The 19590-nt window shown below is 63.4% G+C and carries 16 protein-coding genes; 11 read left to right on the top strand and 5 right to left on the bottom strand.

Annotation, left to right across the window (positions count from 1 at the left end; genetic code table 11):
• Window positions 1-65: 65 nt before the first annotated feature.
• Together AB7E19_RS01580 and AB7E19_RS01575 are read right to left on the bottom strand one after the other, a co-directional pair.
• Window positions 66-1547, bottom strand: a complete 1482-nt coding sequence (locus AB7E19_RS01580; RefSeq protein ID WP_045523555.1) for a L,D-transpeptidase family protein — start codon at window positions 1545-1547, stop codon at window positions 66-68.
• A gap of 91 nt (window positions 1548-1638) precedes the next feature.
• Window positions 1639-2406 (bottom strand): substrate-binding periplasmic protein, encoded by a 768-nt coding sequence (locus AB7E19_RS01575; RefSeq protein ID WP_069651724.1) that lies wholly within the window; start codon window positions 2404-2406, stop codon window positions 1639-1641.
• Between the two features lie 309 nt (window positions 2407-2715).
• Here AB7E19_RS01575 and AB7E19_RS01570 point away from each other — a divergent pair, with 309 nt between their 5' ends.
• From AB7E19_RS01570 to AB7E19_RS01550, 5 genes are all read left to right on the top strand, one after another.
• Window positions 2716-3261, top strand: a complete 546-nt coding sequence (locus tag AB7E19_RS01570) for a hypothetical protein (RefSeq protein ID WP_010673441.1) — start codon at window positions 2716-2718, stop codon at window positions 3259-3261.
• A gap of 57 nt (window positions 3262-3318) precedes the next feature.
• Window positions 3319-4377 (top strand): glycosyltransferase family 2 protein, encoded by a 1059-nt coding sequence (locus AB7E19_RS01565; RefSeq protein WP_041214702.1) that lies wholly within the window; start codon window positions 3319-3321, stop codon window positions 4375-4377.
• Window positions 4374-4745, top strand: a complete 372-nt coding sequence (locus AB7E19_RS01560) for a GtrA family protein (RefSeq protein WP_010673439.1) — start codon at window positions 4374-4376, stop codon at window positions 4743-4745. Before AB7E19_RS01565 ends, AB7E19_RS01560 begins: the two co-directional genes overlap by 4 nt.
• A complete protein-coding gene (locus AB7E19_RS01555; RefSeq protein WP_029313951.1) occupies window positions 4745-5911 on the top strand; it encodes a membrane protein in 1167 nt (388 codons plus the stop codon). Before AB7E19_RS01560 ends, AB7E19_RS01555 begins: the two co-directional genes overlap by 1 nt.
• A 207-nt stretch (window positions 5912-6118) precedes the next feature.
• Window positions 6119-8242, top strand: coding sequence for an alpha-amylase (locus AB7E19_RS01550; protein WP_139700599.1), 2124 nt, complete (start codon window positions 6119-6121; stop codon window positions 8240-8242).
• Between the two features lie 63 nt (window positions 8243-8305).
• Here AB7E19_RS01550 and AB7E19_RS01545 read toward each other — a convergent pair whose 3' ends face one another.
• Window positions 8306-8932 (bottom strand): glutathione S-transferase, encoded by a 627-nt coding sequence (locus AB7E19_RS01545; protein ID WP_128296890.1) that lies wholly within the window; start codon window positions 8930-8932, stop codon window positions 8306-8308.
• A 158-nt stretch (window positions 8933-9090) separates the two neighbouring features.
• Here AB7E19_RS01545 and AB7E19_RS01540 point away from each other — a divergent pair, with 158 nt between their 5' ends.
• The 4 genes from AB7E19_RS01540 to AB7E19_RS01525 all read left to right on the top strand — a co-directional run bounded on the left by AB7E19_RS01540 (window position 9091) and on the right by AB7E19_RS01525 (window position 12906).
• A complete protein-coding gene (locus tag AB7E19_RS01540; protein WP_010673435.1) occupies window positions 9091-9735 on the top strand; it encodes a response regulator transcription factor in 645 nt (214 codons plus the stop codon).
• Window positions 9736-10116: 381 nt separating this feature from the next.
• Entirely contained in the window at window positions 10117-10698 is a 582-nt protein-coding gene (locus AB7E19_RS01535) for a TetR/AcrR family transcriptional regulator (protein WP_039039448.1), read from the top strand.
• A 72-nt stretch (window positions 10699-10770) separates the two neighbouring features.
• Window positions 10771-11628 (top strand): alpha/beta hydrolase, encoded by an 858-nt coding sequence (locus tag AB7E19_RS01530; protein ID WP_069785620.1) that lies wholly within the window; start codon window positions 10771-10773, stop codon window positions 11626-11628.
• Between the two features lie 117 nt (window positions 11629-11745).
• Window positions 11746-12906 (top strand): patatin-like phospholipase family protein, encoded by a 1161-nt coding sequence (locus AB7E19_RS01525; RefSeq protein WP_069785595.1) that lies wholly within the window; start codon window positions 11746-11748, stop codon window positions 12904-12906.
• 27 nt (window positions 12907-12933) lie between these two features.
• Here AB7E19_RS01525 and AB7E19_RS01520 read toward each other — a convergent pair whose 3' ends face one another.
• Window positions 12934-14886, bottom strand: coding sequence for a monovalent cation:proton antiporter family protein (locus AB7E19_RS01520; protein ID WP_045523570.1), 1953 nt, complete (start codon window positions 14884-14886; stop codon window positions 12934-12936).
• A gap of 193 nt (window positions 14887-15079) precedes the next feature.
• Between AB7E19_RS01520 and AB7E19_RS01515 the strand changes: the two genes are divergently transcribed.
• Window positions 15080-16006 carry a GGDEF domain-containing protein gene (locus AB7E19_RS01515; protein WP_039039444.1) on the top strand — a complete coding sequence of 309 codons (927 nt, stop codon included), beginning with the start codon at window positions 15080-15082 and terminating at the stop codon, window positions 16004-16006.
• Window positions 16007-16049: 43 nt separating this feature from the next.
• Here the strand turns inward: AB7E19_RS01515 and tilS are convergent, their stop codons facing one another.
• Complete coding sequence (tilS, locus tag AB7E19_RS01510) at window positions 16050-17384, bottom strand: tRNA lysidine(34) synthetase TilS (RefSeq protein WP_427934547.1); 1335 nt, start codon at window positions 17382-17384, stop codon at window positions 16050-16052.
• Window positions 17385-17513: 129 nt separating this feature from the next.
• Between tilS and AB7E19_RS01505 the strand changes: the two genes are divergently transcribed.
• On the top strand, window positions 17514-19544 hold the full coding sequence (locus AB7E19_RS01505; protein WP_319921385.1) for a M13 family metallopeptidase: 2031 nt from the start codon (window positions 17514-17516) through the stop codon (window positions 19542-19544).
• Window positions 19545-19590 lie beyond the last annotated feature (46 nt).

Genomic DNA, 19590 nt, shown 5'->3' with positions numbered 1-19590 from the left:
TGTCAAACCCCATTCACCCATGAAAAAGCCCGGCACGGGCCGGGCTTTTCACTCTGTGGCGAGGATCACAGCAAGCGGCTTTGATAGCTGACTCTGTCGAATCCGTAGATATCGTTGCGCAGTTGCTGACGTCCCTCTTCATCAATCCAGCTGCTCCAGTAGACGGTAAACACCGGGATAGGGTTGCTCAGGGGCAGCCACTTGGTCTGGGTCTCTTTCAGGATGCTGGCCACCTTGTCCGGCTGATAGCGGGAGTCCGCCAGCAGCAACTCTGCCAGATCGTCGGCGTGTTCCACCCGGATGCAACCCGAGCTGAAGGCACGGGCCCCCTGCTCGAACAGCGCCTTGCGCGGGGTGGAGTGGAGATAGATGGCATCGTTGTTGGGCAGATAGAACTTGTAGCGACCCAGGGCATTGTGATCCCCCGGCTTTTGCCGCAACCGGTATGGGAAACCCGAGGCCAGCGCATGGTGCCAGCCATCTTCGCTGAACTGCACCGGATTGCCCTCGCCGTCGATCACCTCGAACTGTTCGCGATCCAGGTAGGCAGGATCGCGCCCGAGCTTGGGCAGAATGTCCTTGCTCAGGATGGAGCGCGGCACGTGCCAGGCCGGGTTCAGCACGATGGAGCGGATCTCGCTGGCGAGGATGGGGGTTGCCCGCTGCTCCTTGCCGACGATGACCCGACTGGTGAAGACCTCGCTGCCCGACTCCACCACGCTCAGGCGGTAGTCCGGAATGTTGACCAGCACATAGCGACCGGCAAGGTGATCCACCAGATCACGGCGCCACAGGTTGCGAACCAGCAGGCTGGCGCGCACCTCGGGGCCGGTATTGAGCCAGCTGCGGGTCTGACGGCCGATGATGCCGTCGGCGGTCAGGCCGTGGCGGCGCTGGAACTGCTTGATGGCCTGTTCGGTCTCGGGATCGTAGAGGCTGTCCTGGTGAGTCGGGGCACTGTCCCCCAGTTCGTTCAGGATGGAGCGGATCTGGCCGAGCTCGGTCGAGCTCTCCCCCGCCCGCAGGGTCGGCATGGAGAGGGTGGGCCAGTGCTTGGCCATGGGCATGGCCAGCAGCTTGCGCACTTCTTCGCGCACGGCGTCGTATTCCGCCACCTGTGGCCTGAGTTGCCTGACCTGCTCCAGCAGATTGTCTCCCTGGGGAGCATGGGCCAGGGGGCGGTTCAGATCCAGCTTGAGGGTCTGCATCTGTTCGCGCGCGACCAGATCCATCCCTCGCCAGGCCTGCTGGAACCGGGCCAGCTTGCCAAAGGCCTCATCGTAGAGGGCACCGCGCCGATCCGCCGGGGTCTTTTGCAACTGCTGCCAGAGGCGGTAGAAATCCGGATGCAGCTGGGCCAGCACCGCTTCCTGCAACTGCTGTTCAAGCTCATGACGAGCCTGCTCGGCCACCTCGTTCTGATACCAGTCATGCTGGATGCTGGGACTGGCCACTACCGCCTGTTCCGTGCTGGCATGAACCATGCTGGCTGGCCAGCAGCCCAGCCAGATGAGATTCGCCAATGCCAACCAATACTTCTTACCCATGCTTCTTACCACGCTTGCCTCAAATCGGTTCATTTCGGCCTGTCAGGCGCGACGGTCAGGACCCCATGATGCGTGAATGCCGACGACTTTGCTAGCGGACGGAGGTGTAACGACGCCAGATGAGTTCCTGCTCCCCGCTGTCGCCGACGGCCACTATCGCCTCGTTGAACCGCGCTACGAATTCCCCGGACAGGGTCTTCTTGCTCAACATGAAAAAGGTGGGCGTCTCATGGATCGCCATGGTGTGGGGGACGACCGCATCCGACAGCCCCTCTCTCTTCAGACCCCAGGGCGTGGCCAGACTATCCCCGAGAAAACCGTCTATCCGCCCAAGCAGCAGCTTGCGATAGTTTTGCACATCGTTGACCTCGCTCACCTGGTTGCGGTATCGCTGCAGAACCTTGGTGATTTCCGGGCCGTAATAGTAGTCCCTGGTCACACCGAGGCGATGCCCGTGGGCCAGCCAGCTCGCCAGATCCGACTCCTCACCGGTACCGGATTTGCGTACCCAGAGCGATGTCCGGCCCGGGTTGTAGGGGATGGAGAACCAAGCATAACGCGCCCTCTCATCAGCAAAATACGCCTCCATCACGATGTCCAGCCGACCCCGCTCAAGATCGTGCAACCCCCGCTTCCAGGGACGCTCCACATAGACCAGACGACAACCCAGCCGATTCGACACGGCATTGAGGTAGTCGACCGCAAATCCACGCAGTTCCCGACGTGCTCCCTCTTGCTGGTAATAGTGGTATGGGGGCCAGTCATCGAAACCGACGCGAAGGGGGGAGGAGCAGAACGATTGCGCCCACAACGGTTGGAGGGGCAGACAGCAGAGCACACACAGAGAGAAGAGTCTCATGGGTCATCCTTGACGACGGGACAGGCCATCTTAATTCTGCCCGGGTGAAATGGCGACAGATCCTGCCACAACAAAGCACAATATCAGCCGTTTGCCTGATGCGCCCCAGGTGGCGGCAGACAGGTTGGCGCCGAAAAAGCCACAATCAAGAAGAGGAAGCAAACGACCCCAAAGCCCCTTGGTAAGCAGGGTGATTGAGGGTTAATATGTGAGCAAATATATTTTTGTGATCCACTATGCTTTTTTTGCAATTGGATTAGCATATGCGCGAAATCTGCCTATCAATCTGTCGGGCGTCGAGTGAGTAATATGACCTACAAAAAGTTCGGTTTTCTGGCTGCCATCCTGGCACTGAGCGGTTTCTACCTTTATACCCTCTATCTGGCCGCTCACCCCAACGTGAGCCTGGCTTACAAGCTCTATTACCTGGAAGGCAAGACCCGTTTCTGGGAGCACAACTCCAGCATGACCTACCAGCCCGGCAACGAACTCAACCTGACCAAGCCGAGCCGCTTCCTCTCAAGCGAAGGCTGGGCCAAGAAGCCCAGCGAGCAAGGCACCGAGCTGAGCGGTCAGGGCGGTCTCTATTTCGTGCTGCCCAAGCAGCAGGCCCAGCCGGAGCAGCTCACCATCCAGGCCAGGATCAACAGCCCCCAGGCTGGCGCCCTGCTCAAGGTGGCGCTGGGTCATGATTTCACCACCACGGTCAAGCTGGCCAAGGCGGGCATCAACGAGATCCGCCTCAGCCTGCCGGGCGACTCCCTGACCGCCGATCCCAAGCGTCCCAACTTCCTGGCGCTCTCCGCCCCGACACCACTCAACGTCCAGTCCGTGCGACTGACCGTGGCTCAGTGAAGCGGAATGCCCCAAGCATCTGTTCCGTAAAATAATTCTTTCAATAAGGAAGTTCCCATGTCCCGTGCCGATTTTCGACTCTCTCTGGTCGTTCCCGTTTACAACGAGGAAGAGAGCATAGACGCCTTCATCAGCGCGATAGATACCGAACTGGCCCCGCTCAAAGACCAGCTTGAAATCGTGTTCGTCAACGATGGCAGCCGTGACCGCACCCGTGAGGTGGTCGAGCAGGCCATCGCCCGGGATCCCCGTGTGACCCTGGTCAACCTGGCCCGCAACTTCGGCAAGGAAGCGGCCATGACCGCCGGCCTGCACCAGGCCAAGGGCGACGCCATCGTCCCCATGGACGTGGACCTGCAGGATCCCCCCTCTCTCATTCTGGAGTTCGTCAAGCTGTGGCAGACCGGCGACTATGACACCGTCTACGGCATCCGGGTGGATCGCAGCGCCGACACCCCGATGAAACGCCTGACCGCCGGTGGCTTCTACCGCTTCTTCAACGCCCTCTCCACCAGCACCAAGCTGCCGGAGAACGCCGGTGACTTCCGCCTCATCGATCGCAAGGTGGTCGAGGCCATCAAGCAGTTGCCGGAGCGCAACCGCTTCATGAAGGGGCTGTTCGCCTGGGCCGGTTTTCGCGCCGTCGGCGTTCCCTACGAGCGCCCGGCCCGCCATGCCGGCGAAACCAAGTTCAACTACTGGAAGCTGTGGAACTTCGCCCTTGACGGCCTGATGAGCTTCTCCAGCTGGCCGCTGCGGGTGTGGAGCTACATCGGGGTCGGTGTCTCCTTCATCGCCTTCCTCTATATCCTCAAGATCATCACCCAGGTGCTCTTCTTCGGCATCGACGTGCCCGGTTACGCCTCCCTGATGTCGGTCATGCTGTTCCTCGGCGGCATCCAGCTGCTGTCGCTGGGCATCATCGGCGAGTACATCGGCCGCATGTTCGTCGAGGTGAAACAGCGCCCCGTCTACCTCATCGAAGGGGTCTACGGCCAGTACGCCAAGCAGGATGAAGAGCAGAAGCAGGAAGTGCCCACCACCAGCAAGAAGGGCGCTGGCAAGAAGGCCGCCGCGAAAGCCGCTGATGATCAGCAGGAGCAGGCGTCTCAATGATCTCCCGCGAGGAATTCTGGCGGCTGGTTCGCTTCGGTTTTGTCGGCGGGGGGGCCACTCTCGTCGATCTGGGTACCTCCATCGCCCTGTTTCATACCTGGCCGGCCATCTCCGAGCACCTGGTCACGACCCTGGCCTTTGCCGTGGCGTTCTGGTTCTCGTTCTTCGGCCATCGCTACATCACCTTCCAGAAACAGGGTGCCGCCAGCAAGTTCCTGCTGGTTGCCCTCTTCTCTCTGGCGGTGCGTAACCTCATCCTGAGCGGTTTGCTGTTTGCCGGTCTCTCCGGCCTGTTGCCGGTGGTGATCGCCACCCTGACCGTCACCGTGCTCACCTACGTTCTCTCCCGTATCTGGGTTTTTGCCTGATGAATGATATGACCAATACCGCCCCGTCAACCGGGGCTGCACTCCCCTATCGCCCGTCACTGCGCATCAGCGGCCGCGACTGGCTGATGATTGTCGCCGCCTTTGTGCTGAGCAGGGTGGCGCTCTATGGCATGGGCTATTTCGGCGTCCAGCTCTATGGCGCCACCGACATCGGGCCGCTGCAGGCCTACTGCCAGTTCGACTGCGTCTGGTTCCAGCGCATCATCGAGAATGGCTACGACCTCTATCCACGCTGGTTGAGCAAGGGCAATGCGGCGAACTGGGCCTTCATGCCCCTCTATCCCATGCTGGCCGGCGGTCTCTCCAGCCTGTTTGACATGGAGAGCCTCATCGGCCTGATGCTGGTGGCCAACATCGCCTTCTTCATCAGCTTGCCCCTGATGCTGCTGGTGCTGCGCCAGCTCAAGCTGGGGGACGACACCGCCCGCTTCGGGGTCTGGCTGCTGGCCTTCTCCCCCTTCTCCGCCTATTTCGTCTCCGGCTATACCGAGCCCATGTTCATGGCCTTGATGCTGGGAATGTTCCTGTTCGCCTACCGCGAACAGTGGCTCATGGTCGCCTTCCTCGGCATCTTCATCTCCGCCACCCGCAACCTGGGGGTGATGATGGTGTTCCCGGTGCTGATCCTGGCCCTGCAGGCCTACGGCTGGCGCGAGTTCTTCCGCTTCACCGAGCGGGCCTTCAAGGTGGTGTTCACCCTCTGGCTCATTCCCCTCGGCCTCTTCTCCTACATGGTCTATCTCTATCACCTCACCGGGGATGCCCTGGCCTTCAAGCACATCCAGGTGGCCTGGGGCCGCTATATGGACAGCCCCCTGGACTGGTGGCTGAGCGGCTTCGAGCTGGGGGGGCGCAAGGCCTATCTCTCCATCATGGTAATCTTCGGCTGGTGTCTGAATGGCTACCTGTTCAGCCAGAAACGCTGGGCCGAAGCGACCCTGATGTTCATCTGCTGCACCATCCCCCTGATGACCGGCCTCAACGCCATGCCCCGCTACATGTTCGGCCTCTATCCGACCCTGCTGGCCATCGTGCTGCTGGCCCATCGCTGGCCTGCCATCCGCCCTGCGGTGCTCTGCATCAGCGGCATGGTTGCCTCCTTCATCGCGGTGGCCTTCGTCAACTTCAAGTTCTTCACCGTGTGACGCCACCCCGAATGCCTACAAGCCGGTCAACTGACCGGCTTTTTTCATGGCCGCGACACCCGGTTCACACTTTTCCATTCTTGAAAACGTAACCATTTGAACTGACGTCACAAATCGGTATTTTACCGGTCCAAGCCTGCCCCAGCGCACCCTAGAATGAGTGCCTCAACGGACCCTGCTCCTCACACTCTGCTCAAGGAATGGCTTATGCGTCTCTCTTCGCGCCCCGCTCTTCGCCCATCACCCCTGTGGCTGGCCGTGCTCGCCACACCGCTGTTCATCAGTCAGGCGATGGCCGCCCCCGAGGTCTATCTCCATGTGGATGGCAAACCGGTGGCCGAGGCGCTGACGCTGGACAAGGGCACCGTCACTCTGACCCACAGACTGGACAAGGGGAGCCACCAGATCCGCATCAGCGATGCGGGCAACAGCTGCGGCACCAGCTTCGGGCCAACCGAGGCCAAGCCCCTTCCCTTCGGCACCGCCCAGCCCATGGACAAGTGCAGCAAGGGGACAGACTTCAATCTGAGGGTGATGCTGGCGGGGGACTACGAGTTCACCTTCAACCCCGATACCCCCAGCCTCAAGGTGTTGCGGGCAACCAAAAAGAGCGAGTTCAAACGCCAGCCCCCGGAAGAGCCCTGCATCAGCTGGGATGGCGGCCCGGTCACGACATCACTCAAGGGAGTCTGGCCCGACGGCACCCGGTTGCGGGATGCCTACTCGGGACAGGAAGCCGTGGTCAAGGGCGGCAAGATCACCCTGACACCGAGCAAGGAGAGCGGCGGCCTGCTGCTGCTCGAGCCGGTCAAGGCCGCCAAGCCTGCTCCCTTCAGCTGGGATCAGGCGAGCGTCTATTTTCTGCTGACCGACCGCTTCCACAACGGCGATCCTGCCAATGATCACAGCTTCGGTCGTCAGAAGGATGGTCAGGACGAAGTGGCCACCTGGCATGGCGGTGACTTCAAGGGGCTGACCGAGAAGCTCGACTACATCAAGCAACTCGGCATCAACGCCATCTGGATCACCCCCATGGTGGAACAGGTCCACGGCTTCATCGGCGGTGGCGAACAGGGGAACTTCCCCTTCTACGCCTACCACGGCTACTGGGCGCTCGACTTCACCAAAATCGACCCCAACTACGGCGACGAAGAGAGCCTGAAAACCCTGGTGGACGAGGCCCACAAGCGCGGCATGCGGATCATCCTCGACGTGGTGATGAACCACGCAGGCTACGCCACCCTCGCCGACTTGCAGGATCTGGGGCTCACCGATCTCACCCAGAACACCGGCAAGCTGCCGAGTCGCTGGAACGAATGGCGCCCGAGCGGCGGCCTCAACTGGCATGGCTACAACCAGTTCATCGACTACCAGTCATCCCACTGGGACAAGTGGTGGGGCCCTGACTGGGTGCGGGCCGGCCTGCCCGGCTACCCGCAACCCGGCACCGACGACGTCACCGGCTCGGTGGCGGGACTGCCGGACTTCCTGACCGAATCCACCAGATCGGTGGGGCTGCCACCGCTGCTCGCTGCCAAAAAAGACACGAGGGCCAAGGCCCTGCCCAACGCCACCGTGAGCGATTACCTCATTGCCTGGCACACCGACTGGGTGCGCCGATTCGGCATCGACGGCTTCCGTGCCGACACCGTCAAGCACCTGGAGCCCGCGGTCTGGGCCAGGCTCAAGCAGGCGGGCACCGACGCGCTCAAGGAGTGGAAGGCCGCCAACCCGGGCAAGGCCCTCGATGACCTTCCCTTCTACATGGTGGGCGAGGTGTGGGATCACGGGGTCGCCAAGGACTTCTGGTACCAGCACGGCTTCGATTCCCTGATCAACTTCGACTACCAGCGTGAATTCGCCCTGCCCCAGGCCCAGTGCATGGCGGGGGCAGAGCCCACCTATGCGAGCTATGCCAGCCGCATCAACCAGGATCCCGAGTTCAACGTGCTGAGCTACATCAGCTCCCACGACACCAAGCTCTTCTTTGGCGACTACCAGGACGTGGCGCTGCAACGGCGGGTGGCCAACAGCTTCATGCTGCTGCCGGGGGGCATCCAGATCTACTATGGCGACGAGTCCGGCCGGGGGCTTGCCAAGGATGGCGGCGTGTTCGATCAGAGCGTGCGCTCGGACATGAACTGGCAGGAGCTGGCGAGTGGCGAGAAGGCGGAGCTGGTCAAGCACTGGCAACGGCTCGGCCAGTTCCGTGCCGCCCACCCTGCCATCGCGGCGGGCAGCCACAAGAAGATTTCCGATGCCCCCTACGGCTTCGTGCGGGAGAAAGGAGAAGACAAAGTGGTCGTGGTCTTCGCAGGTCGGCAGAAATAGCGACCTGGCCTGAATAAAAAGGGGAGCCGATGGCTCCCCTTTTTTGTCTTGCCGACGCCCGCATCAATCAGACTGGCGGGCCGCCTTTGGCCACTGCAACCTCGCCCTGAGCAGGGTTTCCTGCCACAGGGGCCAGGCCAGCAAGGCCTGCTGATAGGCGCCAGCCTGACCGGGCAGCGAAATGCCATAGCTTGCCAGTCGATAGGCCATCACCGCATAGAAGGCATCCAGAATGCTCGCCTCGTCGAAAAAGAAGGGCCCCCGCGCCTGGGACCAGAGGGTCTGCAACCGGGCCAGCTCGTCGATGACCTCCACCGGCGGTTCACTCTGGGTGGGCGCCCCCAGGAAGAAAGGCAGCAGGGTGCGGATCTGGCGAAAACCGGCGTGCAGCTCGGCGCACAGGCTGCGGGCCAGGGCCCGTTCGGCCTTGTCCACCGGATAAAGGTGACGCTCCGGGCAGCACTCGTGGAGATATTCGGCGATGGCCAGAGAGTCGTGAATACGCAGTTCACCGTCGTCGAGCCAGGGCACCAGGCCGGCGGGGGCCGTGCGCTTGAGCCGTTGCAGCTCCTTGGCATCTTCCAGATCGAAGACCTGCTCCTGCCACTTGAGCCCGCTCATGGCCAGCACCAGCGCCGTTCTCATTGCCCAGGTGGAGCCCGTGCCCACCGTCAAAACCAGGGATCCCATCGCTTGCCTCCTGCATGGGTTGTTTACTGGCCATCCCGCCGGCCCCGTGGCACGACATCCGATGACCACCTCACATTTGCGTACTGGCGGGTTTGACCCACTTGGGTAGCAGTGCTAGTTTGATTTTTCAAAACAATCAGTTAGCAACAATGTGAGCTATGGACAGCCAATTTACCATCGTCATCGCAGATGACCACCCCCTGTTTCGGGGCGCCCTCTATCAAGCGGTGCACATGGCCATCGACGACGCCAGATTGCTGGAGGCTGACTCCATCGACAGCCTGAGCCACCTGCTCGATGAACATCCCGACGTCGACCTGCTGCTGCTGGATCTCAAGATGCCGGGGGCCAACGGCTTCGAGGGGCTGGCCTATCTGCGCGGACATCACCCGGATCTCCCCATCGTCGTGGTCTCGGCCTCCGAGGATCCCGCCATCATCCAGCAGGTGCTGCGCCTGGGCGCGCTCGGCTTCATTCCCAAATCCGTCCCCATGAAAGAGCTGGTCAGCGCCCTCAATACGGTGATCGGGGGGGACAACTGGGTGCCGGAAGGCATCTCCCTCCATCCCGAGCCCAGCGAAGGGCCCGATTTCGCCACCAAGCTGGCCAGCCTCACCCCCCAGCAATACAAGGTGCTCATCATGTTGCGGGATGGCAGCCTCAACAAACAGATCGCCTGGGAGCTCAACGTCTCCGAGGCGACCATCAAGGCCCATATCACCGCGATTTTCCGCAAACTCGGGGTCAAGAACCGCACCCAGGCGGTCATCGCCCTCCAGCAGATGGATATCAAGGACAGTTGAGCCCCTTGCCACCATCAGAGCCCATATCACTCCGCCTTCCGCAAACTTGGGGTCAAAAACCCCACCCAGGCGGTCATCGCCCTCCAGCAGATGGATATCAAGGACAGTTGAGCCCCTTGCCACCATCAGAGCCCATATCACTCCGCCTTCCGCAAACTCGGGGTCAAGCACCGCACCCAGGCAGTCATCGCCCTGCAGCAAATGGGCATCAAGGACGACTGAGCTCGTCCCCGGCTGGCTTGTAACAAGCCAGCCACACCCGCCTCCCAGAAGACTCTCTGGCCCCCCGCGGCAGCCGGAAACGGCCTCCCTGCACCATTTGCGGCTCGACAATTAGCACGGTCGTACTTTATGCTGCCAACCCAGAGAGAGGAGAGCCGGATGAGCAAGGGACGTCTGACCCGCGACACCATTTTGCAGACTGCATTCGAGCAGGCGAGCCAGCAGGGGCTGGAGAGCCTCACCATAGGCTCCCTCGCAACGGCCTGCGAGATGTCAAAAAGCGGTCTGTTCGCCCACTTCCAGTCCCGCGACAACCTTCAAATCGCCGTGCTCACCCATTCCGCCGAGGTATTTCGGGAGCGGGTGATCCAGCCGGTGCGCCAACAGGGGTACGCCACCCAGCAGGAGAAACTGCTCGCCCTGTTGCAGGCCTGGCTGGCCTGGAACCAGAGTTTTGCCGGCCGCTGCATGTTCCTCGATGCCTGGACCTCCGCCCAGGAGGGTGAGGTCCAGCAGGCGGCACGCGAGCTGGTCCGTTTCTGGCTCGACTACCTGGCACGCCAGGTAGTGCAGGGGCAGGCCAGAGGGGAGTGGCGCAGCGATCTCGACCCCTGGCGCGCCGTCTATCGCCTTTATGGCCTCTATCTCGGGGATCAGGTGTTCCATGCCCTGGGGCTCAGCGAGGATCCGGCCCGCCACTTCTGGCCGGAGGTCACCGCTCTGCTGGCCAGCTGGCGCTGACCCGACGGGCTCTTCTTTTTAAAAACCCGCAAAAAAGCACGATCGTTCGCACACAAAAGACACAGGATGACCATGAGCAGCAAGATCTACTTCAACACACGCCGCTTCAGCCCGAGCAAGTTGCTGCTGGGCCTCGGCACCCGCCTGCATCACGTGCTCGCGCCCACCCACGCCAAGCGCACCGCCAGCAAGCTGCTGCTCACCCCGCAGCGGGCGACCCGGGGCGTCGCAGCCCCAGCTGGCCTGGTCGAGCAGGCCATCCACACCAGTGAAGGGACCCTGATGAGCTACCGGCTCGGGCAGGGGCCGGTCTGGCTGTTGATGCACGGCTGGTCAGGCAGTGCCAGCCAGTTCTATCCGTTGATGAGCCACATCGCCGCCCAGGGCTATACGGCCCTCGCCTACGATCACCCCGCCCACGGCCGGAGCGAAGGGAACAGGGGTCACCTGCCCCGCTTCGTGCGCGCTTTCGACGAGATCCTCGAGCGGGTCGGCCCCGTCCAGGGCGTCATCACCCACAGCATGGGGGGCGCCGTCACCCTCAGCAGCCGTCACCCGGCAATCGATACGCTGCCGCTGCTGCTCATCTCCCCGGTGCTCGACTACGTGCCCCAGCTCTACGGCATGGTGGCGCGCTCCGGCTACTCCATCCGGCTGTTCGATGCGGTGGTCAAGGAGATAGAACACGAATACCAGCACCCGCTCAGCACGGTTGACCCCCTTGGCCGGCTCGCCCGGCGCAGCGGCGCCGCCCTCATCGTTCACGATGAGGAAGACCGCTTCGCCCCCCACCGGGACTCCCTGCGCGCGGCCCAGGATGGCAGAACCCGACTGGTGAGCACCCGGGGGCTCGGCCATGGCCGTATTCTGGCAAGCCCTCCAGCCTTCGCCGCCTTCGATCAACTGAGCCAGACGCCCTTGGCAAACTGAAAATGAAACGGGCCGCAAAAATTGAGCGTGCGGCCCATTTTTATCCGGTATACAACGTCTTATAGTTGAATTGCGCGGTGGCAACCCGCCCTGGCGATCACGATAAGGCGCACCCTCATGGCCAGACCCAATACTGCTCTTCTGCTGACTGGTGGTGGTGCCCGCGCCGCCTATCAGGTCGGCGCACTCAAGGCGGTGGCCGAACTCTACCCCCGCAACATCGGCATCCCCTTCCCCATTTTGTGCGGCACCTCGGCGGGGGCTCTCAACATCACGGCGCTGGCGTGCTACGCCTCCTGTTTCCATCTGGGGGTGCGCAAGCTGGAGTGGGTCTGGCGACGATTCGAGACCCACCACATCTTCGACTTCCACCCTTGCCAACTGCTGTGGCGCACCCTCTATCAGGGCTCGGCCGGCCTCATCACCCCCCAGAGCAACCGAGCCTTTCACCTGTTTGACAACGCCCCCCTGCGCCGTCTGCTGGATCAGCTCATCGACTATCACCGCATCGATGACAACATCCTCTACGGCAGCCTGGAGGCCATCGCCATCACGGCCTCCGACTACGATGACGGCCTCTCCACCACCTTCTTCCAGGGGCGGGCCGAACATCAGCCCTGGGAGCGCGCCAGACGACGTGGCCTGCGTACCCTGCTCACCTCGGATCATCTGCTGGCCTCGTCGGCGCTGCCCTTTGTCTTTCCCGCCACCCCCATCGGCGATCGCGTCTACGGGGATGGCTCCATCCACCAGCTGAGCCCGCTCAGCCCCGCCATCCACCTGGGGGCGGAGCGGATACTGCTGGTGACCCTGGACTCCCCTCACAGGGAGAACCCGACTCCCCGCCAGGGGCACCTGACCAGCTCCAACATCGCGAGCCATCTGCTCAACACCGTCTTCTCCGACACCCTCAATTCGGATCTGGAGCGGCTCGGGCGCATCAACCAGACCCTTTCCCTCATTCCGCCACGGGAGCGCAGCCGACTGAAACTGCGCCAGGTGGAGACCTGCGTGATCCGCCCCAGCCAGGATCTCGACCTCATCGCCCTCGAATACCTCCCACGGTTGCCGACCCAGCTGCGCCGTCTGCTGCGGGTGCTCGGGGTCAACGGCGAAGAGAGCAGCAGCCTGGCCAGCTTCCTGATGTTTGATCCCGGCTATTGCCAGCGGCTCATCAAGCTGGGATACCAGGACGCGCTGGATCACCACCAGCGCATCGAGGCCTTCCTCGACCTGCCGGGCAGCGGGAAGCAGGAGCAGTTTCGCGAAGAGGCCTGAGGAGCCTTATCCCATGGCAAGGAGATCCTAGCGTCCCTCCAGCAGGCGCTGCTCGGCCTGTTCCATGGCCACGGCCGTGCCGAAGAGCACCAGGGTATCTCCCGCCGCCAGCACCAGCTCGCGCCTGGGATCCAGGCTGCGCTCCCCGCGATGAATCGCCTTGATGCGCACCTCTCCCAGGGCGAGATCCCGTACCCTGTGTCCCACCGCCCAGGCCTGGTCGTGCAGCAGCACGGGATGCAGCCGCTCGAGCAGTTGATCCGTCTCCAGATTGCCCGCACTCTTGCCGCCCCAGTAGAAACCGTGCAGAAAGCGATACTGGCTGCTGCGCTCGTGCTCCATGCGCCGGATCACCCGGCCGATGGGAATGTCGCAGTTGAGCAGCAGGTGGGAGACCAGCATCAGGGCTCCCTCCTGGGATTCGGGGATCACCTCGAAGGCGCCGGCCTGCTTGTAGTGTTCAAGGAAGCTGTCATCCCGGGTACGCACCAGCACCTTGATCTCCCCCGCCAGCTCCCGGATCAGCGTCAGCATGGCATCGACCCGCTTTTGATCGTCGAAGGTGATGATCACCAGCCGCGCCCGCAACAGACCGGCCGCCAGCAGGATGTCGCGCCGGCTGGCATCGCCGAACGCCACCTGCTCCCCCGCCAGCTTGGCCTCGCTCACCCGCTCGGGATCGAGATCCAGGGCCAGGAAGGGGATCTCTTCGAGCTTGAGAAAGCGGGCACAGGTTTGGCCGGTGCGTCCGAACCCGGCGATGATGACGTGCTGGTGTTTGCTCAGGCCCGACTGGGCCACCTCGGCGCGAGAGAGCAGGGCACTGTCGGTGAGGGAGTGGGCAAGCCCCAGCGCCCGCAACACCAGCCAGGGGGTGAGGGCGATGGAGATGACACCGATGCCGATGAGCAGAGAGACCAGCTGGTGATCCAGCAAGCCGTGATGACTCGCCAGCGCCAGCAGCACAAAACCGAACTCCCCGACCTGGCTCAACATGATGCCGGCGGCCATGGCGTCGCGCTTGCGCTCCCCCATCAGGCGGCCCGCCAGCAATATGAGCAGCGACTTGCACAGGATGAGCCCCGTCACACAGGCCAGCACCTGCCACCAGGCGCCCGCCACCAGCGCCCAGTCCATGGTCATGCCGATGGTAATGAAGAAGAGCCCCATCAACACGTCGCGAAACGGCTTGATGTCCACTTCGAGCTGATGACGATAGTGGGACTCCCCCAGCATCATGCCCGCCAGAAAGGCACCGAGCGCCATGGAGAGCCCCATCCACTGGGTCAGGGAGGCCGCCAGCAATGCCACCAGCAGGGCACTCAGTACGAAGAGTTCGTCTGAACGTGCGCGCGCCACCTCGAAAAACAGCATGGGCAGCAGCCACTTCCCCACCGCCAGCAGCACGGAGAGCGCAAACAACCCCTTGAGGGAGGCCCAGGCGACCTCCGCCAGCAGGGCGCTGCCCTGCACCTCGGGCTGGGCCAGGATGGGGATCATCACCAGCAGGGGCACCACGGCGAGATCCTGGAACAGCAGCACGCTCACCCCGAGCTGGGCTCGCCGGGTATGGAGCTGCTTGAGCTCGCCGAGCTGCTTGATCACCACGGCGGTGGAGGAGAGCGCCAGGGTGCCTGACACCACCAGCGCCTGGGCCAGGCTCAGCCCCCACCACCAGCCGAGCCCGAAAAACAGCAGTGAGGTGAGCAGCACCTGCAGGCTGCCGACCCCCAACACCAGCTTGCGCATGGCGAGCAGACGCGGCAGGGAGAACTCGAGCCCGAGGGAGAACATCAGGAACACGATGCCAAGCTCTCCTATGGTCTGCATCATGGCCTGACCCGTGACGATGGCCACGCCGTGGGGGCCGAGCAGCATGCCGGCAAACAGATAGGCAAGGATCACCGGCTGGCCGAGGCGCCGGAAAATGGCCACCAGCACAACGGCGAAGATCAGCAGGATCAACACATCGGCGTACACCTATCCCTCTCCTTCATCTGCCCGGCGCCCTCTTCCCTGACACAGCAAGCACAGCGCCCGCTCCCCATATGGCACGCCACTCGCTCAGCGGCAGGAATTTCCCCTCCCGTTTCATCCCGTTAAGCCTAGCCAGCCCCCTTGTTTTTCATCGGACATATTTTAGGCACAGGGCTTGCAAGAGCCTGCGCAATGAATGGAGAGGTGTAAGGGCTGTAACGTGGAAAACACATCGTCATTGAACGGCTTCGGACATGGCATAGAGCAGTGGGTACAGCAGATGGAGCGGCTTGCGCCCTTGACCGGGCAGGACCGCTATCAGCAGATAGAGCAGTTGCTGGGGCAACGGGATCTTGACGCCCTGCTGGCAATCTTTGCCGAGCGGGTGGCAAACATTGTCCGGATCCACTCGCTCCAGTTCGACTGTGGCCAGCCCCATCCCCTCATCTCGCACCCGCCCCAGGCCAGGCTGACCCTGCATGCCTATCGCTTCGAGCTGCGGGGACGACACGAGCAGTTGCTCGGCCAGTTGCACTACGAGCTGGAGCACCCCCTGAGCGACGGCCAGAGGCGGTTGCTTGAGCAATATCATCAGCTGTTCAGCCTCCCCCTGCCCCTCTATCTGCGGCTGGATCGGCTGGAGCAGCAGGTGCGGCTCGACCACCTGACCGGGCTTGGCAATCGCGCCTACTTCGACGAGGCCATCGGCCGGGCGGTGGAGCAACACAGCCGGGAACCCCACGGCCTGGTGTTGGTGCTGCTGGATCTCGACAGATTCAAGCAGGTCAATGACACCTGGGGCCACCCGGTGGGCGACCTGGTGCTAAGCCGCTTCGCCCAGTTGCTGCAGGGGTGCATTCGCGGGACGGATCAGGCGTTTCGCCTCGGCGGGGACGAGTTTGCCCTGCTGCTGCAACCCGCGGACCCCGAGGCCTGGCGCCCGGTCTGGCTGCGGTTGCAACATGTGCTCCACAGCCACAAGGAGCTCAGCGCCTTCTCGGTGGGGTGCAGCCTGGGAGCCGCCAGCTGGCAGTCTGGCATGGATGTGCAGCGCCTCTACGAGACGGCCGATACCCATCTCTACGCCCGCAAGAAAGCCGGGGGCTCCGGCCTGCCCGAATAGGGCATCACCCTTTCTCCTCCCGGCCCCCTGTCACTCTGCGATGTCAATCCGCATCCTGGGGGACGGGGGGCCGCCACTCCCACGCCACCCCCTCTTCTGGCGCCAGAAATCCGTCGCAGACAAAGAGCCCGGCCACCAGTGCCACCTGTTCACCGTAGTAGAGGATGGGAATGCGCCCCCGTTGCCAGGAGGGCACCCCGTATTCTTGCAGCAGCTTCTTGAGCCGCCGGCTGCCCACCCGCCCCACCGGTTTCAGCATGACGCCGGGGGCGACCTGAAAACGCACCGAGAGCGGCTCGTCCCCCCTCGGTGTCCGCAACCCTTCGCCATCCGTTCTCCAAAGCCTGAACTGCCCGAGCCCGTCCGGCAGGGTGAGCGTCTCTTCCATCCCGATGGGCAGCACCTCCTCGCGGGGGGCGAGATCCGGCGCCACCAGGTACAGGCGCCCCTGATAACGGCGGCACGCCAACCCTTGCAGGCTCAGCCTGGGGTTGGCGTCATCGCGCGCCAGCGCCACCTCCTGCCACAGCAGGCCCAGCAGCTCGCGGGAGGGCATCTCCCCCCCCTGGCGGCGGATCCAGTGGCGCAGCAGGTTGTTGCGCCGCACGGGGGAGAGGGAGAGGAGTCCGTCAATGCGCAGCCCTTCTCCCTCCCCCACCGCCTGCCAGTCCACCTCGGCCAGCTCGCCGATGAGCGCCTCCTGCTCGGCGCACAGGGCCATGGTGCGCGCCGTCGTCCGGGCCATGGCGGGCCAGCGGTCCTTGAGCAGGGGAATGATCTGCTGGCGCAGGAAGTTGCGGTCATAGCTCGGGTCCTCGTTGCTCTCATCCTCAACCCAGCCATAAGGAAGTGACTGCGCGGCTTCCGCCAGCTCGGCCCGGCTCATGTCGAGCAAGGGGCGCAACAGATGGCCTGCGGCAAAAGGCTGGCTCGCCACCATGCCCGCCAGCCCGCGCAGACCGGCACCCCGCTTGAGCGCCAGCAGCAGGGTCTCCAGCTGATCGTCCTGATGGTGAGCGGTGAGCAGCCACTCCCCCTCCCCCAGGTGGGCGGCGAGTCGCTCATAACGCGCCGCCCGCGCCTGGGCCTCCAGGCTCTCCCCGTTGCCCCGACAGAGCTGCACCCGCTCCACGATGAGGGGCACCGCCAGTTGCCGGCACACCCCTTCGCAGTGAGCCACCCAGTGGTCGGCATGTGGGCTCAGGCCGTGATGAACGTGCAGGGCGTTCAGGGCGAGGCCGTGGGCGCGTGCAAAACGGGCCGCCAGCACCAGCAAGACGGTGGAGTCGAGCCCGCCGCTGAAAGCCACCAGCAGACCGCGGGAACCTTCCGGCGCGGGCAGGGTCTGACAAAAACGAGAATAAATACGAGAAATCATAGGCTTCCCCAATACGACCAGGCCGATCTTAGCAGAGTCGGGCTTATCAAGCGCTAACCCGGCTGCTAGAGTGAATCGCTCCCTGCGTGGGCAAGGAAGCCATATAACCCGAATTGGAATAAAACCATAATGAACAACAAGAAACACATCCTGGCCACCCTCGTCGGGCTGGCCCTGCTGGCCGGTTGCAGTCAGGCACCGAGCCAACCGGACAAACACTCCGGCCTTGCGCTGGCCAACATGGACACCAGCGTCAAGCCTGGTGACGACTTCTTCCGCTACGTGAACGGCCACTGGCTCGCCACGGCCAAGATCCCCGATGACAGGCCCGCCGACGGCGCCTTCTACCTGCTGCGGGACAAATCCCTGGCGGACGTACGGGTGCTGGTGGAGGGGCTGGATGGCAAGGCCGCCACCGGCACCCCGGCCCAGCAGATCCACGACCTCTACCAGAGCTATCTGGATCAGGCCGCCCGCAACGCCAAGGGCACCACGCCCCTGCTGCCGATGCTGAGCGAGATAGAGCAGATCAGCACGCCGCAGGATCTCGCCCGCGCCTTCGCCCAGAGCGCCCGCACCGGTGGCGGCTCCCCCTTCGGTTTCTGGATTGACGCCGACGCCAAGGCCCCTGACAGCTATGCCGTCTACCTCTACCAGGCCGGCCTCGGCCTGCCGGATCGGGACTACTACCTCAAGCGCGACCCCAGCAGCCAGGCACTGCTGCACAAGTACGAGCAGCACATCGCCGCCATGCTGGCCCGCTTCGGTGAGACGGATGCCCAGGCCAAGGCGAAACGCATCCTGGCCCTCGAGACCAGGCTCGCCCAGATCCAGTGGGACAACGTGGCCCTGCGAGACAGAGAGAAGAACTACAACAAGGGACCGGTGAGCGAGCTGGGGCGCCTCGCCCCCGCCATCGACTGGGACACCTACCTGGCCCAGGCCGGCCTTGCGGGGCAACAGAGCCTGGTCATCGGCCAGCCCACCTACCTCTCGGCCCTGAACGAGGTGATGCAGCAGACCCCGGTCGCTGACTGGCAGGCCTACCTCAAGTGGCAGCTCATCACCGATTACGCCCCCTACCTCGACAGCCAGACCGATGCCCAGAATTTTGCCTTCTTCGGCACCGCTCTTAGCGGCACGCCCAAGCAGCGCGCCCCCTGGGAGCGGGCCCTTGGGGTGCTGGACAACAATCTTGGGGAGGCGGTGGGCAAGCTCTATGTCGAGCGCTACTTCCCACCAGCGGCCAAGGCCCGCATGGAGCAGCTGGTGGAGAACCTGCGCACCGCCTACGGCCAGAGCATCCAGGAGCTGGACTGGATGTCCCCGGCCACCAAGACCCAGGCCCTCGAGAAGCTCGCCAAGTTCAGACCCAAGATCGGCTACCCGGACAAATGGAAGGACTACAGCGCCATCACCATTCGCCCCGACGATCTGGTGGGCAACCTGCAGCGGGCCCGCGCCTTCGAATACGCCGACAACCTGGCTCGCCTCGGCAAGCCGGTCGATCGGGACGAGTGGCACATGTCACCCCAGACGGTGAACGCCTACTACAACCCGAGCAACAACGAGATCGTCTTCCCGGCCGCCATTTTGCAGCCCCCCTTCTTCGACATGACGGCGGACGATGCGGTCAACTACGGCGCCATCGGCGGGGTGATCGGCCACGAGATGGGCCACGGTTTTGATGATCAGGGGGCCAAATCCGACGGTGACGGCGTGATGCGCGACTGGTGGACGCCGGCGGATCTCAAGGAGTTTCGCTTCCGCACCAGCCGGCTGGTGGCCCAGTACAACCGCTTCGAGCCCATCAAGGGCCAGTACGTCAACGGCCAGTTCACCCTGGGGGAGAACATCGGCGATCTCGGCGGCCTCACCATCGCCCACAAGGCCTACCTGCTCTCCCTGGATGGCAAGGAGGCCCCGGTGCTGGACGGTTTTACCGGCGAGCAGCGCTTCTTCCTCGGCTGGGCCCAGGTGTGGAAGGGCATGTATCGCCCCGAGCTGATGCAGATGCTGCTCGCCTCGGATCCCCACTCGCCGCCGGAATACCGGGTCAACGGCGTGGTACCGAACATCCCCGCCTTCTACGAGGCGTTCAAGATCCAGCCCGGCGACAAGCTCTATCTGGACCCGGCCAAACGGGTCAAGATATGGTGATGACAACCCGGGCAGGGGGCGGCCGACCAGCGGCCCCCTGCCCGTC

This window comes from Aeromonas sp., assembly GCF_050252055.1.
Classification (GTDB): Bacteria; Pseudomonadota; Gammaproteobacteria; order Enterobacterales; family Aeromonadaceae; genus Aeromonas; species Aeromonas caviae.
The sequence above is the reverse complement of the archived record's forward strand: the minus strand, read 5'-3'. Positions and strand labels throughout refer to the sequence as shown.

Bases quoted from the DNA above. Each gene is read 5' to 3' on its own strand.
- AB7E19_RS01580 (WP_045523555.1), bottom strand. From the start codon at position 1,547: ATGGGTAAGAAGTATTGGTTGGCATTGGCGAATCTCATCTGGCTGGGC.
- AB7E19_RS01575 (WP_069651724.1), bottom strand. From the start codon at position 2,406: ATGAGACTCTTCTCTCTGTGTGTGCTCTGCTGTCTGCCCCTCCAACCG.
- AB7E19_RS01570 (WP_010673441.1), top strand. From the start codon at position 2,716: ATGACCTACAAAAAGTTCGGTTTTCTGGCTGCCATCCTGGCACTGAGC.
- AB7E19_RS01565 (WP_041214702.1), top strand. From the start codon at position 3,319: ATGTCCCGTGCCGATTTTCGACTCTCTCTGGTCGTTCCCGTTTACAAC.
- AB7E19_RS01560 (WP_010673439.1), top strand. From the start codon at position 4,374: ATGATCTCCCGCGAGGAATTCTGGCGGCTGGTTCGCTTCGGTTTTGTC.
- AB7E19_RS01555 (WP_029313951.1), top strand. From the start codon at position 4,745: ATGAATGATATGACCAATACCGCCCCGTCAACCGGGGCTGCACTCCCC.
- AB7E19_RS01550 (WP_139700599.1), top strand. From the start codon at position 6,119: ATGCGTCTCTCTTCGCGCCCCGCTCTTCGCCCATCACCCCTGTGGCTG.
- AB7E19_RS01545 (WP_128296890.1), bottom strand. From the start codon at position 8,932: ATGGGATCCCTGGTTTTGACGGTGGGCACGGGCTCCACCTGGGCAATG.
- AB7E19_RS01540 (WP_010673435.1), top strand. From the start codon at position 9,091: ATGGACAGCCAATTTACCATCGTCATCGCAGATGACCACCCCCTGTTT.
- AB7E19_RS01535 (WP_039039448.1), top strand. From the start codon at position 10,117: ATGAGCAAGGGACGTCTGACCCGCGACACCATTTTGCAGACTGCATTC.
- AB7E19_RS01530 (WP_069785620.1), top strand. From the start codon at position 10,771: ATGAGCAGCAAGATCTACTTCAACACACGCCGCTTCAGCCCGAGCAAG.
- AB7E19_RS01525 (WP_069785595.1), top strand. From the start codon at position 11,746: ATGGCCAGACCCAATACTGCTCTTCTGCTGACTGGTGGTGGTGCCCGC.
- AB7E19_RS01515 (WP_039039444.1), top strand. From the start codon at position 15,080: ATGGAGAGGTGTAAGGGCTGTAACGTGGAAAACACATCGTCATTGAAC.
- tilS (WP_427934547.1), bottom strand. From the start codon at position 17,384: ATGATTTCTCGTATTTATTCTCGTTTTTGTCAGACCCTGCCCGCGCCG.
- AB7E19_RS01505 (WP_319921385.1), top strand. From the start codon at position 17,514: ATGAACAACAAGAAACACATCCTGGCCACCCTCGTCGGGCTGGCCCTG.